This is a genomic window from Bacillus sp. AFS088145 (genome assembly GCF_002564465.1).
Taxonomy (GTDB): Bacteria; Bacillota; Bacilli; order Bacillales; family Bacillaceae_G; genus Gottfriedia.
The window spans coordinates 50,954-67,312 of sequence record NZ_NUUX01000044.1 but is presented as its reverse complement, the minus strand read 5'-3'; the positions used below and the strand labels follow the sequence as shown (position 1 = coordinate 67,312).

At 30.9% G+C, this 16,359-nt stretch carries 17 protein-coding genes and 1 pseudogene; 1 reads left to right on the top strand and 17 read right to left on the bottom strand.

What is annotated here, in order from left to right:
• Positions 1 to 8 precede the first annotated feature (8 nt).
• Positions 9 to 1,319, bottom strand: coding sequence for a ribosome biogenesis GTPase Der (gene der / locus COI44_RS21705; RefSeq protein ID WP_098429754.1), 1,311 nt, complete (start codon positions 1,317 to 1,319; stop codon positions 9 to 11).
• A gap of 132 nt (positions 1,320 to 1,451) precedes the next feature.
• Entirely contained in the window at positions 1,452 to 2,042 is a 591-nt protein-coding gene (locus COI44_RS21700; RefSeq protein ID WP_098429753.1) for a YphA family membrane protein, read from the bottom strand.
• Between the two features lie 128 nt (positions 2,043 to 2,170).
• On the opposite strand from COI44_RS21700, the gene COI44_RS21695 reads away from it, so the two are divergent.
• Positions 2,171 to 2,308 (top strand): YpzI family protein, encoded by a 138-nt coding sequence (locus COI44_RS21695; protein ID WP_069031858.1) that lies wholly within the window; start codon positions 2,171 to 2,173, stop codon positions 2,306 to 2,308.
• A 47-nt stretch (positions 2,309 to 2,355) separates the two neighbouring features.
• Here the strand turns inward: COI44_RS21695 and rpsA are convergent, their stop codons facing one another.
• The 15 genes and pseudogenes from rpsA to COI44_RS21620 form a co-directional block, all read right to left on the bottom strand.
• Complete coding sequence (gene rpsA / locus COI44_RS21690; protein WP_098429752.1) at positions 2,356 to 3,474, bottom strand: 30S ribosomal protein S1; 1,119 nt, start codon at positions 3,472 to 3,474, stop codon at positions 2,356 to 2,358.
• Positions 3,475 to 3,582: 108 nt separating this feature from the next.
• Complete coding sequence (gene cmk, locus COI44_RS21685) at positions 3,583 to 4,263, bottom strand: (d)CMP kinase (RefSeq protein WP_098429751.1); 681 nt, start codon at positions 4,261 to 4,263, stop codon at positions 3,583 to 3,585.
• 138 nt (positions 4,264 to 4,401) lie between these two features.
• On the bottom strand, positions 4,402 to 4,587 hold the full coding sequence (locus tag COI44_RS21680) for a DUF5359 family protein (RefSeq protein WP_098429750.1): 186 nt from the start codon (positions 4,585 to 4,587) through the stop codon (positions 4,402 to 4,404).
• Between the two features lie 147 nt (positions 4,588 to 4,734).
• A complete protein-coding gene (locus COI44_RS21675) occupies positions 4,735 to 5,703 on the bottom strand; it encodes an asparaginase (RefSeq protein WP_098429749.1) in 969 nt (322 codons plus the stop codon).
• 710 nt (positions 5,704 to 6,413) lie between these two features.
• Entirely contained in the window at positions 6,414 to 7,385 is a 972-nt protein-coding gene (locus COI44_RS21670; RefSeq protein WP_098429748.1) for a YpdA family putative bacillithiol disulfide reductase, read from the bottom strand.
• 141 nt (positions 7,386 to 7,526) lie between these two features.
• A complete protein-coding gene (locus COI44_RS21665; RefSeq protein WP_098429747.1) occupies positions 7,527 to 8,807 on the bottom strand; it encodes a Glu/Leu/Phe/Val family dehydrogenase in 1,281 nt (426 codons plus the stop codon).
• 241 nt (positions 8,808 to 9,048) lie between these two features.
• A complete protein-coding gene (locus tag COI44_RS21660) occupies positions 9,049 to 9,657 on the bottom strand; it encodes a genetic competence negative regulator (RefSeq protein WP_025672362.1) in 609 nt (202 codons plus the stop codon).
• A 76-nt stretch (positions 9,658 to 9,733) separates the two neighbouring features.
• On the bottom strand, positions 9,734 to 10,642 hold the full coding sequence (locus COI44_RS21655) for a MerR family transcriptional regulator (protein WP_098429746.1): 909 nt from the start codon (positions 10,640 to 10,642) through the stop codon (positions 9,734 to 9,736).
• A 33-nt stretch (positions 10,643 to 10,675) separates the two neighbouring features.
• Positions 10,676 to 11,362 (bottom strand): hypothetical protein, encoded by a 687-nt coding sequence (locus tag COI44_RS21650; RefSeq protein WP_098429745.1) that lies wholly within the window; start codon positions 11,360 to 11,362, stop codon positions 10,676 to 10,678.
• A gap of 317 nt (positions 11,363 to 11,679) precedes the next feature.
• A pseudogene (locus COI44_RS21645) lies at positions 11,680 to 12,063 on the bottom strand (CBS domain-containing protein); the annotation flags it as partial.
• A 55-nt stretch (positions 12,064 to 12,118) separates the two neighbouring features.
• Positions 12,119 to 12,334 (bottom strand): CBS domain-containing protein, encoded by a 216-nt coding sequence (locus COI44_RS21640; RefSeq protein ID WP_098429743.1) that lies wholly within the window; start codon positions 12,332 to 12,334, stop codon positions 12,119 to 12,121.
• Positions 12,335 to 12,432: 98 nt separating this feature from the next.
• Complete coding sequence (locus COI44_RS21635; protein WP_098429742.1) at positions 12,433 to 13,050, bottom strand: LysM peptidoglycan-binding domain-containing protein; 618 nt, start codon at positions 13,048 to 13,050, stop codon at positions 12,433 to 12,435.
• Positions 13,047 to 13,631 (bottom strand): CPBP family intramembrane glutamic endopeptidase, encoded by a 585-nt coding sequence (locus COI44_RS21630; protein ID WP_098429741.1) that lies wholly within the window; start codon positions 13,629 to 13,631, stop codon positions 13,047 to 13,049. The genes COI44_RS21635 and COI44_RS21630 overlap by 4 nt, the downstream gene beginning before the upstream one ends.
• Positions 13,632 to 13,640: 9 nt before the next feature.
• On the bottom strand, positions 13,641 to 15,158 hold the full coding sequence (locus tag COI44_RS21625; RefSeq protein WP_098429740.1) for a RecQ family ATP-dependent DNA helicase: 1,518 nt from the start codon (positions 15,156 to 15,158) through the stop codon (positions 13,641 to 13,643).
• Positions 15,145 to 16,218 (bottom strand): YpbB family protein, encoded by a 1,074-nt coding sequence (locus COI44_RS21620; protein ID WP_179887219.1) that lies wholly within the window; start codon positions 16,216 to 16,218, stop codon positions 15,145 to 15,147. Before COI44_RS21620 ends, COI44_RS21625 begins: the two co-directional genes overlap by 14 nt.
• Positions 16,219 to 16,359 lie beyond the last annotated feature (141 nt).

The window sequence follows — 16,359 nt, the reverse complement described above, 5'->3', positions numbered from 1 at the left end:
TACTCGAATTACGCTCGTGCGCGACCGATGATCTTAATTGGAGATCCCTCAAAATCAAAAGCATCTCTAATACGATTTTCTAAGAAACGCTCATAACTAAAGTGAAGTAATTCAGGATCATTTACAAAAACAACAAATGTAGGTGGTTTAATTGCTACTTGAGTTGCATAATACACTCTTAATCTTTGTCCATTATGTGTTGGTGTTGGATTCACCGCAATTGCATCCATAATAACATCATTTAATACATTTGTTGGAACACGTAAACTATGGCTTTCACATGCTTTATTAATCATTGGTAATAAAGTTTGAGTTCTTTTCTTCGTTTTAGCTGATAGGAATACAATTGGCGCATAGTCTAAGAATTGGAAATGTGCTCGAATGTTTTCAATGAATTCATTCATCGTTTTTTCATCTTTTTCTACTGCATCCCATTTATTTACAACAATAACAACTGATCTACCTGCTTGATGTGCATATCCAGCTATTTTCTTATCTTGTTCGATAATACCTTCTTCACCATCTAATACGACTAAGACGACATCTGATCTCTCGATTGCACGTAAAGCACGTAATACGCTGTATTTTTCCGTACTTTCATATACTTTACCTTTTTTTCTCATACCAGCTGTATCGATAATGACATAGTCTTGGCCATCTTTTGAATAAGGTGTATCGACAGCATCACGTGTAGTTCCAGCAACATTACTTACAATTACACGTTCTTGACCTAATAATGCATTTACTAAAGAAGACTTACCTACGTTTGGTCGACCAATTAAACTAAATTTAATTGTCTCTTCATCATAATTATCATCTTCTTGTTCAGGGAAATGTTTTACTACTTCATCAAGTAAATCTCCTAGTCCTAAACCATGTGAACCTGAAATTGGAAATACTTCTCCGAATCCTAATGCATAAAAGTCGTAAATATCGCTTCTCATTTCAGGATTATCGACTTTATTAACGGCTAATACTACCGGTTTTTTTGTTTTATAAAGGATTTTAGCAACTTCCTCATCTGCTGCTGTAACACCCTCGCGGCCATTTGTTAGAAAAATAATAACATCCGCTTCATCAATTGCGATTTCAGCTTGTTGACGAATTTGCTCTAAAAATGGCTCATCACCAATGTCAATTCCACCTGTATCGATTAAACTAAATTCTTGATTTAACCACTCTCCTGAACTGTAAATACGATCACGAGTAACCCCTGGAATATCTTCTACAATTGAAATTCTTTCTCCCACTATCCTATTAAAAATAGTTGATTTCCCTACATTTGGTCGCCCAACTATTGCAACTGTCGGTTTAGACATTTAATTCATCCTTCCTAGCATAACTATGTACCATTTAAATCATCTAAATGAGTTTTAGTTTAGTTTTAAAAATTAATTTATTTAAATAACTTATCTATTTTAACAAAAAATATGAGAAAAGACCAATACACTTCAACTTTTTAGTAATTTTCTATTTTTGAGGCTTATTTTTGATACGTAAATTACGATGAATTGAATAGCTGACAATAATAAAATGGACATAAATAAAGTATCAAACCAATTTAAATCTCCAATTATATATTTAAAATTAATCGACTTAAACGTAATATAATTAAAAATGTCTCCCTGAACTAAACCAATTGTTATATAACGTATTTTGTCATAATAGGATTTACTTAAAAAGAAAGAAAGTAGTATTACTAAAAATGAACTAATTATCATCTCATTAATAAAAAAGCTTGCAGGATCATAAATCGAAAGCAGTGTAACTACACTATATGTCATGCCTATAATCAGGCCTTTAAAGAAATGAACGATTTGTTCAATTAATTTTAATAAGCTAATAAAGTAGCTTATGATAAAAATTATAATGATATATGAAAAATTTATTTCAATTGAAAATAGATCAATTGTGTAAGCTGAACAGCTGATTAATATAAGCACTCCCGCTAAATACAAGAAACTCTTCTTAGTTCGATCCCGATAAAGCAAAAGAAATAAAACAATAATCCAAGAAGTAATGATAAATAGACTACCCTGCACACGAATACCTCCTAATAGTACTAGTATGAACAATTCATATTTCAAAAATAATCAAATAGAAAAGAAAGTGTATAAGAAGTTGCATTTAACACGAATCTATAAAAGAGATTTTTTTGGAGGTGAAACGAGTGGGAAAAGATCGTCAAGAAAAGAAACTTAAGCAATCTAGAAGAGTTGAATCTGATCGAGATCAAAGCATTCATAACAAAGGTGCTACGCGTTTAGACACACCTGAAGAAGCAAGAGCAGAAAATCAACATAACTAAAGTGTGCCAATTAAAAATCCTTCAGCAAATGGCTGAAGGATTTTTTATTATTTTTTAAATTTATTTAATTTATCACCAAGTAGTTCGCTTAATTGGAAACCACTTTCACTTGGTTGTACGTATTTAGCAATATCCTCTTGAAGTTCAGCTTCACCAGCTTCTTTAATGCTTAATGATAAGCGTTTTTCAGTAGGGTTAATATCTAAAACTTTAACTTTTACTTCTTGACCAACTGTTAGGACTTCGTTTGGATTTTTAATATGTTTATCAGCAATTTGAGAAACATGAACTAATCCTTCAATTCCATTTTGAACTTCTACAAAAGCACCAAAGTTTGTAAGACGTTTTACGGTCCCTTCAACTACTGCTTCTGCTTTAATGCTTGGATTTAATTGATCCCATGGTCCTGGCTGAATTGCTTTCATTGATAAAGCAATACGGTTAGTATCTGTGTCAATTGAAAGAACTTGAACTTTTACAGTATCTCCTACCGCTACAATCTCTTCAGGCTTTGTAACTCGTTTATGAGACATTTGAGACACATGGACTAATCCATCGACTCCACCAATATTTACAAAAGCACCGAAATTTGTTAATCTTTCTACTTTACCTTCAACGATTTGCCCAACTTTAATAGAAGAGAATGCTTGACGGCGATTTTCAACTTCATTTAATTGCTCAACAGCTTTATGAGATAGGATTACTCGATTTTTTTCGCGATCTAGTTCTTCAATCACTACTTCAAGCGATTGACCAACATAGCTTCCTAAATCTTCAACGAATTTTTTTGAAACAAGTGAAGCCGGAATAAATCCACGAACGCCTACGTCTGCAATGAGTCCACCATTTACTTGCTCTGTTACGATCACTTCAAAAACTTCTTTACTAGCTAATTTTCCTTCTAATTGTTCCCAAGCTTTAACTGAATCTACGGCACGTTTAGAAAAAACAACTGTGTCTTCCTCAACTTTAATAACCTTTAATTCAATTTCTTGTCCAACAGTTAGCGCGTCACTTACATTTTCAATATGTACGTTTGAAATTTCTTTTATTGGAAGAATACCATCTGTTTTTCCACCGAAACCTACGATTGCTTGCTTATCTTCAATTTGTTCTACTACACATGAGATAATTTCCCCAACTTCTGGCATTACTTTTTCAACCATGTCATATTCCTCCTTATGATTTAAAAATGGATAGACCAATTATGTATTATCCTCTTTTACCTTCTAATAAATAAGCAGAAAAGTCAAGAAATCTGATGACTAATTCTTCTAAATATTTTTTATTTTACCTTCAACAATCGTTAATATTTCATTTACAACATCATCAATGTTTTTAGAAGTAGTATCTAATGAGATTGCATCATCAGCTTTTTTCAATGGTGAAACTTCTCTTTCCGAGTCAATTCGGTCTCTTGTTGCTATTTCTATTTTCAATTGCTCTAAATCACTTTCGAAACCGTTTTTGACATTTTCGATATGTCTTCTTTGAGCTCGTTCATCCACAGAAGCAATCATGAAGATCTTAACTTCTGCACCAACTAATACATGAGTCCCAATATCTCTTCCATCCATTACAACCCCACCATTTACGGCATATTCACGTTGTAAATCGACCATTTTTTCACGAACTAAACTATGTTTTGCAACAAATGATACATTTCTAGTTACTTCTGGTGTTCTTATTGGCTCTGAAACATCAACATCATCGATGAAAACTTTTTGAGTACCTTCTTCCGGTATTAACTTAATCGTTATATTTGAAAGTAAGTTACTTAAATCCATCTCGTTATTTACATCAAGATTGTTTTGGATCGCTTTAAAGGTTAGCGCACGGTACATCGCACCAGTGTCTATATATACATATCCTAATTTTTTTGCAACAATTTTTGCAACTGTACTTTTACCTGCAGCTGCAGGTCCATCTATCGCTATACTAATTTTTTTACTCATAAGTCCTCCTACATAAAAAAAGTGCTACTTTAATAGCAACCTTTAATCTTATCATGTCCTAAAAAAATAAAAACAAATAAAAATAAAGCAGGCAAGCCTGCTTTAATTTATATTACCATATGATTCCGACGAATTCATCTATTTACCAATATGATTATATACTTCTCTTGTTACGTCCTTTGCTTTTTGCGAAACACCTTCATATAATTCAATTTTCGTTAAATAGACAGAAAGACTAGGGAATGATAAGACGTATTGACTTATGACTAAACAAAATAATTGAATAATAATTAATTTAAATAGTATTCGTTCGATTCTTTTCATTTAAAATCATACCTTTTTTATTACCAGTATGATTAGTTTCAATTAATTTTATACACAATTTTGAATTTAATTTTTTATTCATAGTATTAAACTTAGCAAAAAAAACGTGCTAAGCACGTTTTTGACAAATGTATAAACAATTAAAAATTATTTAGAAAATCCTTCAAGAATATCATTCACTTCGGATGCTAACATAACAGTTAATTTAATTCTTGCCTTTTTACTATCGTAATCTTTCCCTAAGATAACACCTTTATTTACTAGATCATAGGCACTTCCGTAATAATCATAAGTAGGATAAACTTCGCCTTCTTCAGAACTTGTTGTAATGACTACTTTAATACCATCTTTAACTGCTTTTTCAATTTCTTCAGTCATATGTGGAGATACTTGTCCTCTTCCAACGCCTTCAAGGACAATTCCTTTAGCACCATTTTCAACGGCTGCTTTAATTAAATATCCTTTTGCTTCAATATAACATTTAATTATATCAACTTGAGGTAACTCACTTGTGATTTTGTATTTATCCTTTAATACCGGTTTTTGATAGATATGTACTTTATCGTTATCGATTATACCTAGGTATCCGAATCCAAATACGTTAAACCCTTGAAGATTAGATGCATGTTCTTTTTTAACATATTTTGCAGTAAAAATACGTTCATTAAAGACAACAACTGAACCAACATTTCGAGTAGATTCGTCAGATGCAGTATAAATTGCATGTCTTAAATTGATAAAAGCATCGGTACCTAATTCACCTGGTGATCTTTGAGAGCCAGTAATAACAACTGGACGATCATCATCAATTGTTAAATCTAAAAAATAAGCCGTTTCTTCTAACGTATCAGTTCCATGGGTAACGACAACCCCATCAATTGTTTCATCTTGGTAATATTCTTCAATTTTATTCTTTAACAACATCCAATGTTCGAAGCCTATGTGCATACTTGGAACTTGGAAAAAAGAATCAACTATAACATTTATATCTTTTGGTAAATTGAGCATTTCTGCAATTTCTTGACCTGACAATGCCCCAGAATCTAATTTACCTGATTCTGCATTTGGTTTACTAGCAATCGTTCCACCCGTTGTTATTAATACTACTTTTTTCATTTTCAGCACCTCATTTCACAAGAAATTATAACATTTTAAAATTCTTTAAGTAAACAGAAAACGGCTTGAAAATATTTAATAAAAAAAACGTAGCATAGCTACGTTTCACGCTGTTGAAAAACAACCTTGTCAATTAAATTACCAAATTTTCGTAAAAGGNNCAACTTATTCATCAAAAAAAGTCTACAATAAATCCTAATCAAATATCCTTTACTTAGAGTAACCTAACAGTTGTTTATTAATCAGTTTGTAGGTCAATTAATATCGAACATTAATTAAACTAATCAATTGAATTTGTTTTTCTAAAAATTAGCTCATAATATTTTTAACTTCTAAAAAAAATTACTAGTGTTATTAGAATCATAAAATAGTTCAAACATTTTAACATTTAAAACCATTAATAGATCTTCAAAAAACGATAAATTCATCATTAATAAATGTTCATTTAATGTCTGTTTTCCCTATTGACCATTTTATATTTCAACACAATGGAACGTAGTATAGCTACGTTCCATTGTGTAGACAAAATACTATAAACTTGATTTTCAGACTGATTGCAAACGCTTGTATTTCGAGGCGCGAAGGCTGGTGAGGAGCGGAGTTACCCTAGACGGTAATGAGCACCCTAGACAGGCGAAGCAACGAAGAAAGCGTGCGTTTGTCAACAGTCTGAAACGTAGCATAGCTACGTTTCAGTATTTTTATCATTATTATTTACTAGCTAAGTGAGAAACTATTAAGTCACCGTGAAAACGACCATTTTCTATGAATATTTCGTTTGCATTGTTTCCGGCAGCAATTACCCCTGCAATATAAATGCCTTCAATATTTGTTTCCATCGTTTCTGGATTGAATAATGGTCTTCCTGTTAGATCGTCTACTTTTACGCCCATACTTTTAATTAATGTATGATCAGGATGGTAACCTGTCATGGCATAGACAAAGTCGTTCTCAATCGCAACTATTTGTCCTTCTTTTTCGTATACTACTGATGATTCTTTTATTTCAAGTAGATTTGCGTTAAATTCCATTTTAATTGTTTCAGAACGGACAAGTGCCTCGAATTCTGGTAGAACCCATGGTTTAATACTAGGTGAATAAGAACTGCCTCTATAAAGTACAGTTACATCCGCTCCACACTTTTCTAGTTCTAGTGCTGCGTCAACACTTGAGTTTTTACCACCAATAACGACAACCTTCTGATTAAAATGTTTATGACCTTCAAAAAAGTAATGAGAAACTTTATTAAGCTGTTCTCCAGGTGTTGATAAGTAGTTTGGTTGGTCATAATATCCAGTTGCTACAATAACAGCTTTCGCTTCATAACGTTTTTCTTCACCGTTTATTGTAACTGACTCGATGATAAAATCACTTTTCTTACTAACTGTTTTTACCTCTTCATAGGCATTAATTTTTATTCTATTTCGTTTAACAACATCACGGTAATATGCTAGAGCTTGGTGTTTTTTTGGTTTTCTACCTTCAATAATAAATGGAATATTTCCCACTTCTAATTTTTCACTTGTACTAAAAAATGTTTGATGCGTTGGAAAACGACTGAGGGTATGAACGATATTTCCTTTTTCAATTATTAATGCAGATATCCCCTTATTTTTTAATGCAAGATAAGCTGCAATACCACAGGGTCCTCCACCAATGATTAGAACTTCAACTTTTTCCATTTGAAACATCTCCAATAAACTAGAGTCTTAGTTATATTTACTATTACTATTTTACGTAAAATATTCAATTTGTCTAATAATAGCTAATCAAAAAAAACAAGATGGATATTCTCCACCTTGTTTTTATCATCAAATATAATCTTATACCCAGCCTCTGAATCGGCTAGCTTCAGCCATTTTACGCGCGCCAACCATATAAGCAGCTAATCGCATATTTACTTTTCTATTTACACTTGTTTCATAAATATTATTAAATGAACGTACCATAACTTTTTCTAATCGATCTTCTACTTCTTCTTCAGTCCAGTAGTAACCTTGGTTATTCTGTACCCATTCAAAGTAAGAAACAGTTACTCCACCAGCACTAGCTAATACGTCTGGAACTAATAAAATACCGCGCTCTGTTAAAATCTTAGTAGCTTCAAGTGTTGTCGGTCCGTTAGCAGCTTCAACTACAATATTTGCTTTAATATTATGAGCATTTTCTTTTGTAATTTGATTTTCAATCGCTGCTGGAACTAAGATATCACAATCTAATTCTAATAATTCTTTATTTGAAATTGTATTATTAAATAGTTTAGTAATTGTACCAAAGCTATCTCTACGATCTAATAAATAATCAATGTCTAAGCCGTTTGGATCATGAAGTGCACCATAAGCATCAGAAATCCCAATAACTTTTGCGCCAGCATCATGCATAAATTTCGCTAAGAAGCTACCTGCATTACCAAATCCTTGGATAACAACTCGTGCACCTTCTAAGTTAATACCTCTACGCTTTGCTGCTTCACGAATTACAATCGTTACACCTTTAGCAGTAGCAGTTTCACGACCGTGAGATCCACCTAATACTAATGGTTTACCAGTAATAAAACCAGGTGAGTTAAATTCATCTATTCTAGAATATTCATCCATCATCCAAGCCATAATTTGTGAGTTTGTAAATACGTCTGGAGCTGGAATATCTTTAGTTGGCCCTACGATTTGGCTAATTGCACGAACATAACCGCGACTAAGTCTTTCTAGCTCACGGAATGACATATCACGTGGATCACAAACGATTCCACCTTTACCTCCACCATATGGTAAATCTACAATTCCACATTTTAAGCTCATCCAGATTGAAAGGGCTTTAACTTCATTTTCTGTTACATTTGGATGGAAACGGATACCACCTTTTGTTGGTCCTACCGCATCATTATGTTGAGCTCTGTAACCAGTGAAAATTTTCACTTGTCCATCATCCATGCGAACTGGAATTTTTACAGTCATCATACGAACTGGCTCTTTTAAAAGTTCATACATTTCATTTGAATATCCTAATTTTTCTAACGCTTCTTTAATAACTACTTGTGTAGGCGCTAGTACATCTAATTGTTCTTCAGTGTTGCTGTTTTTCTCTGTAGATTTCTCGGCAACCATTGTAAACCCCCTAGAAATTTGAACTATGAAAAGATTCATTCATTCATTCTGAAATTAGTATACAACTTTCCATCCCTTTTTGAAAGTTATAAACACATAGAAAACAAAATATAATATTCGTTTAATGTAAGCGTTTTCTAAGGTCATTATACTCCTATTTCCAAAATTTGAAAAGGAAAGAATATGAAGAAATACAATCTATTAATAAAAAATTTACAAAAGTAAAACCTCTCGTAATAAATTACTGAGAGGCTTTATTTTTAACGAAATAAAAATGCAGTTGTTCAATAGCATTTTCTGAGATAAGTTCTTTACCATATTCAATAATACGGTAAATTGTTCTTGTGGAAGGATTACCATATTCAGCTAAAATCGCATAAAATGTTTCACGATCTAGTCTTCCTATTTCATTCTCCTCGAACTTTAAGTAAAACGTATTTTCAAAAGAGAATAATCTACCACCTAAAGCATCACATGAAACCAATTTTTCAGAAAGTAGGATTAGATCATCTAAAGTAGAAAACTCGTACAATATATGTTCACTTTCATCTAGGATTACTTCCATCGAGATAAAATCGTCTTGAAATTCATCTTCCTCTTCCTCAATTTCATCGGATTTTGTTACAATTACAACCATTCCTTGAGCTTGAAGAGAGAAAACTTCAACGGATACTTTTCCATCTACTTCGAAACCTAGTTCTACGCTAGCTTCATGCATCATATCTTGAAAAAGCTGTTGAACTTTTGGTGCATTGTACCATAAGTCTTCTTTTGTCAGACCACGTTCAGATAAATCATCAGATGTAAGAAAAACTTTTATTTTATTGTAGTTCAACCGTTCCAACCTCATGAACTAGCCTCCTTGCTGCATTTACCATAGTACAGTTTATGTTTTTATATAATTTTGGTGATTCTAAAGTCAAAATTCATTTATAATTAAAATTCTGCTTTAACCATTCATCCCAGTTCGCTTGTTGGTTACCAATATAAAATTCCTGTATGGAATCCATAATTGGGCTCTCACAAGTTGAAACTGCGTGTCCACCAATTCCAATAATGATATCAGGTTTAATTTTTTTGATTATGATGGCTAGATCAATTGTTTTCTTTAAATTTTCTCTTAAAGTACAAGTCATAATAAATCCAGCTGGATTCACTTCATTTATTACTTGTTCAATATCATCTGAATCAATGGATGCTCCTAAATAAATAACTTGAAAACCGATTCTTCTTAAATAAATCGTAAAAATTAATAAACCTAATTCGTGCTTTTCTTCTGGTCCACAAACTGCGATTAGCTTTGGCAAATGTTTATTGTTAGGTAAATTTTGATAAATCATCCCTAATCTCGTTCTCAAAAAAGATGTTGCAAAATGTTCATGGGCACTTGTAATTTCACCATTACGACTTTTATCACCTATTAATATGAAAACCTTAGAAATAATTTTAAATAATACTTTATCTATAGAAAAAAGACTAAAAGCGTCATTCACATAATTGTGGGCTTCACTTTCTTCAAAAGATAATAATGAAGAAACAATTCGATTGACTAGCGCATCTGATTGAAGATTTTCAGTAAGAGAGCTGTCATTAGACGATTTATGCTCTTTTGCTTCGTATAAATTAATTGCTTGTCCAATTGTAAACCCTTCATTAACTTTTTGAACGAGCCATTTTAAAATATAAACATGTTCCTCTGTATATAGTCGATGGCCAGCATCATTTCGAACAGGACTTATGATATTATATCTTCTTTCCCAAGCTCTTAATGTGCCTGGTAAAATCCCAACAATGTTAGAAATTGCTTTAATATTGTACTTTCCTATTTGGGCCAATTTTCTTTCCTCCTGCATGTAAACAACAAACACTTATTTCATAACTTCAAAATTTAAAACTGTTATTGTTTTTTGTTTGCGAATTCCTTTATTGTTATGTAGCTCCAAATATACCGTTTTCTGATTTCGATTTACATTTAATTGACTTCTTTCAAACAGATAAACTTGAATACTTTCAAAATTACTACTATTACTATCCATGACTTCAGTATAGCTTGTTAAAATACTAAGATCATCTTCATACCGCTCTTCAAGTGCAAAGTCTAAATGATCTCTCTTTGTATTCACATCATCTAATCCAACAATCGAAAACTTAGTACCATTTTCAGTTTCAAATGAAGCACTTTTATTTTCTAAAATTGTAACTTTACAATCTAGTAATAATGCATTTAGATCCCTATAGTTGCCACTATAGTCAAAATCATTCCACAAAAAATAGACAGGAGCAATAGAAGATAAATAGTGGATGTTTTCATCTTTATATTTTTTTGACTTCTTTTTTGAGTAACCACTTAAAAGTATTAATGTATTATGATTGCAAATTTTTTCAATCTCACTCAATTTAAAAGGAATATCGCCTATATTTGGAATCCATATAAGCTGAATTGACTGTAATGAATCATCTAAATGTTTTATTTTAATTTTTTTATGTATAATTTCTAGCTTACTTTTTCGAATAATCAATAAAATAATTGCTACAATTACTACGAATCCGATCAATAATAATAATTTTATTTTAATTTCCCCCTTGTAACTTAACCCATTAACAAAGTAAATGTCAGCTTAATTCTCTGATTTTACTTCATTCTAAAAAACCAATTTATCTATTTCTTTTTTTCATTATACAAAAACTAGTAGAAATTGAAAAATTTTAAACAACAAAAAAACTTATATCCATTGATACAAAATGGGCATAAGTTTTTTAATTTGGGTGAAATTAGGTTTTAATCGTTCCAAAAAGTCTATTTTCGTATACACAAAATAATATCATTTATCAATATTTAGTAATAAGAAATAGCAAAAACGGATTAACAATATTAGTGTTTAACGATAGAATTTTCTACTTCATTCGTAACAGATACTATTCTTAGACCAAGCTCTTCAAATTTACGTAAAATTTTATCGATATTTTTATTATCATCTATTTTTAAGACAATTCTTCTTAATAAATGATCTTTTGAATCAAAAGTTACAAGCGAAATTATATTAACCCTAAAATGGTGAAGATAATCAAGTAATCTTGCTAATTGCCCTTCCTTCTCCATACTTGTCATTGAAATTCTTATTCCTCGACAGTCCTTTCTTAGTACTTCTTGAAAAATCTCAATTACATCATATCTTATAACTAGTCCAACAAAATTTCTCTCATCATCAACTACCGCAATTGATGGATATTTTTTTAACGAATTCATTGTATCTTCATATGGCTCATCCGTTTAACACAGATTGTTTGATGTGTTGCAATTTCACCTACTTTTAGATTCTTAACGTATTCTTCTTTTCGTAATTCACTAAAAAGCATCTTTTAAAAATCTCTGCTTGTGAAATCATTCCAACATATTTATTTCCCGATAATACAGGAACACTATCAATTTGCTTTTCCAATAAAAGATTAATTGCACACTCTACAGTTTCATTAGATTGGATCGTAATAACTTGGTGGTTTTGAAGCATTCGATGTTTTGCTAACATCCTTTAACACTCCTTTTCCCTCTATTTATAACATAGATAGGAAGGATTCGATCAAAGCGAATTTGTCTAGATTTCGAATTTCAATTCCCTACTTAACATTATTTATCCACATCAACATTTAATGGGATTTTTAATATCTGGCCGGGCGTTACTTCGATCCCATTTAAATGATTTGCATCTTGAATAATTTCTTCGCCATCACGATTACCATAATATTTCATTGAAATAGTAAATAATGTTTCTCCTTTTTGAACTTCGTGATTAATCTCTTCCACTCCGACAGTTTCACTTGAATCTGTTTGGGGTTTTACTACCTTTTTTATCTCATTATTGATTGGAGCTTTTTTCTGAGTTTCATTCTTTTTTTGTTTTTTCAAGTGATTGGTAGCAGTTAATTCAACTTTTTCAAATTTATTTGAAGGTATGATTAAACTTCCTTTTTCAGTAAAAATTTTATCGTATTTACTATGTACAAACTTCACTACTCCAAATGGTAGCATGATAAAGATTATGACCAAAGCAGTGATTAAAGGATATTTTATTTTCCACCAAGGTCTTCGTTGATCCTCTTTTATTTTCATTGTTTCACTTCTTGGTGGTAGATTTAACAAATCAACTGCTTTATTTTGATCATTTATTTTCTTATTTTTAAATTTCTTACTTTTTTTCTTTCGACTTAAGTCAGCTATACTATTAGTCTGAAGCTCATTTTTCATTCTTTGTCTTCACTTTCCAAACTTAATTTCATATACATCCCTAAAACATAATCTAAGATAAAATGTGCGATAAATACAATAACTATATTATTTGTTTTCAAATATAAGTAACCTAAGAAAAAACTTTCAATTAATACGATTGTAAGTAAAATCGGTTTTTTCACATATCGAAAATGAACTAAAGCGAATACAACTGATGCAATAATTAGTCCAAATTTAGCTTGAATAAAACCTCTGAAAAATAATTCTTCTGATAATGCGATTAAAATACAAAGTATTGTCATTTCAGGAACTGAAAGTGACGTAAAGAATCTTTTATTAAATCCACCATCATCCAAGAAACGCTCCGGAATCGTATAATTTAATAAAATATTAAATAGGACGAGTGAAAATCCAGCACCGAATCCATATAAATATGTTTTATAACTTTTAAATAAATGTAAATCATCTATAAATTTTTCTGTACCAATAAAAAAAGCAATACATAAAATAGCGATTACTAAAATGATTAACTGCGTACCATATACGCTTTTCTTCAAATAGTTAACTGGAATTTCTTGACGGTTTAATTCGCTTTCCATATAGATTCCTCACAGCCCCAATTTATTTCTTAATTCTTGTTCCCATGAAAGTACGTTAGAATTTTCATATTTCTCGTGATCATTTGAACAATACTCTTCAAACGATATACCACAAATGTTACAGCAATTTATTGGTCTCTGTCCTAACATTTCATCAAAAAGTAAAAGATATTTTTCTCGATAACAAGTGGATGAAGATAGAAAATCGATCATCTCTTTAAGTTTTAAATATTTTACTTTTTTCCGCTCCGAAATTAACACTTTAATCGATTTTAATAAGTCATTATTTATTTTTTCTATCTGCAAGTTTTCATCTACGATTACATTAAATTTAACCATTTCAGAATGAAGCGTTGTCCACTGTATTTCACTAAATTGAAAAACTGCTTTCCAATTAGACACGAGCGTTTCAGTCAATTTGATCGGATTTTCTTCTAATCTTTTTAAATAGGCTAGAAAAGACTCAACTTGATTTACAGAAAGGATTTCGTCATCAATTAACCTGAGTGGTAATTCATGATCTTCTTCACAAACTATTAGTATTGCTATACTTGGCTCACCATCTCGGCCGGCTCGTCCAATTTCTTGAAGATAATTCTCGATATTTGAAGGATACTGATAATGAACTACAAACCTTACATTTGGCTTATTTATCCCCATACCAAAAGCACTTGTACAAACTATGATATCTATTTGATTTTGAATAAATTGTTGTTGAATTAAAATTCTTTGTTCATGTTCCATTCCACCATGATAATAAGCGACTTTGCATTTTAATTTTTCACTTATGGTATGTGAAACTTTCTCGCAAGCAGCTCTTGTACCACAATAAACGATGCCTGGACCTGTTAATTTAGAAAGATGGTCGGTTAATGACCTGAGCTTTCCTGTTTCCGAATCTACTTTTTCGACTTGAATAGCTATGTTCTCTCTATTAACTGAATTGATATATTTTTGAACATGTTTTAACTGTAAAGTTTCGATTATTTCTTCCCGTACATTTTTGCTAGCTGTAGCGGTTAAAGCTAAAACCGTCGGATTATTTAACTTCCGCTTGATTTCCCCTAAAGTTTTATATTCTGGTCTAAAATCATGCCCCCACTGTGATATACAATGTGCTTCATCAACAACAAATAACGAGATCTTAGACGCAGAAAGCTTTTGAATCAAAAATTGATTTTGTAACATTTCAGGCGATACAAAAATAAACTTATAGCTGCTAATATTATTAAATAAATATTTTTTTTGCTCAAAACTTCTAAAGCTATTTAGTGCAATTACTCGTTTATCTCCAAATGCTTTAATCTGCTCTACTTGATCCTCCATAAGGGAAAGTAATGGTGAAACGATTACTACAACGCCTGGCAATAGTAGTCCTGTTAATTGATATAATAATGATTTCCCCCCACCTGTGGGGAGCATTGCTAAAACATCATTCGAGTTTAACAAGTCATTAATAATTTCTTTTTGGTTATTTCGAAAACTTGAATAACCGAATTTTTCGTATAGAACTTTATTTAGGTCCATGTAAATCACCCATTCTTGCTAGAGTAATACGAATTTGAAAATATGTTACCTCATTTAATAAAGCTTCTTTAATATTTTTTAATTTCCTTGTATTTAGTTCAATAATTTTATTTTTTATTAAAGTAAATTGCTTTGTTGTAATAAATTGATTAATTGGAAATAATTTATCACCTAATACACACTCAACTATATGATCCTCTATTGTACTAATCTTTAAATTACGAATCACCGCTATTTCTTGAATTGTTTTACCATCAGAAAATAATCGCTTTGTTTCAATAGAGGTATTCGTAATATTAGTACTTTTATCTCCATTAATAAATTTACTTAATAAAGGATAATTATTGTTAGGTTCAACTAAAATAGTGATAATATGATGCAAAGTATTAATCGAATTGAGATAAATTTTTTCAACACTCACTTTGTGTTCTAATGCAATTTGTTCAAAAGTCATGCCATAAGCATTTGCTCCAGACAATCGTTTCACAAATAGTAATGCGTCTTCGTCACTTATATTTTCTAAAATAGTATGCAATTCTTTGTAAAATTGATTAACTAGTTCGTTTTTATTCCCATTATAATGTAGAATCTCATTTTTTACCCATTCTTGTATTTCTTGGTCTTGAATAACTGCCCTAAAATATTTTAAATTCATATTCAGATTGGAAACCGTTTGAAAAAACAAAGAAAATCTTTTCCAAAATATCTTTTGAATACTAGAAAACCTTAGTCCGTTTATATATGTAAATTCCATAAACTGTAATTTTTGTTTTGCTAGATAAACTTGACCATTTTTATTTAACAAATAGATGTTCTTATTTTCAGACTGACCTATATACCCCTTAACCTCTAACCCATTTATAATTTCTTGCATATTCTGATGAGTAAGGAAATGAAAAAGTCCGAAAAATGATGTGACTTGATAAAAATGAGAATCTTGAATAATTTGAGCACTTTGTTTACCTTTTAATAAATACATTATACCTTGGATCGTTCGTTCACCATTATATCGATTAAGTAAAAAAAGGATGATTTCTTCCAATGTAGATAGCTTAAACATCATAAACCTCTCAAATAAAATTATTCCATTAATATATTTAAATATTTTTCCGAATAATAATTAGTAGTACAAAAATATTTGTGCATTTTTTCTAAATAGTTTTTATTTCTTCTAGCTTATCATATGTATCAATAACCAAAC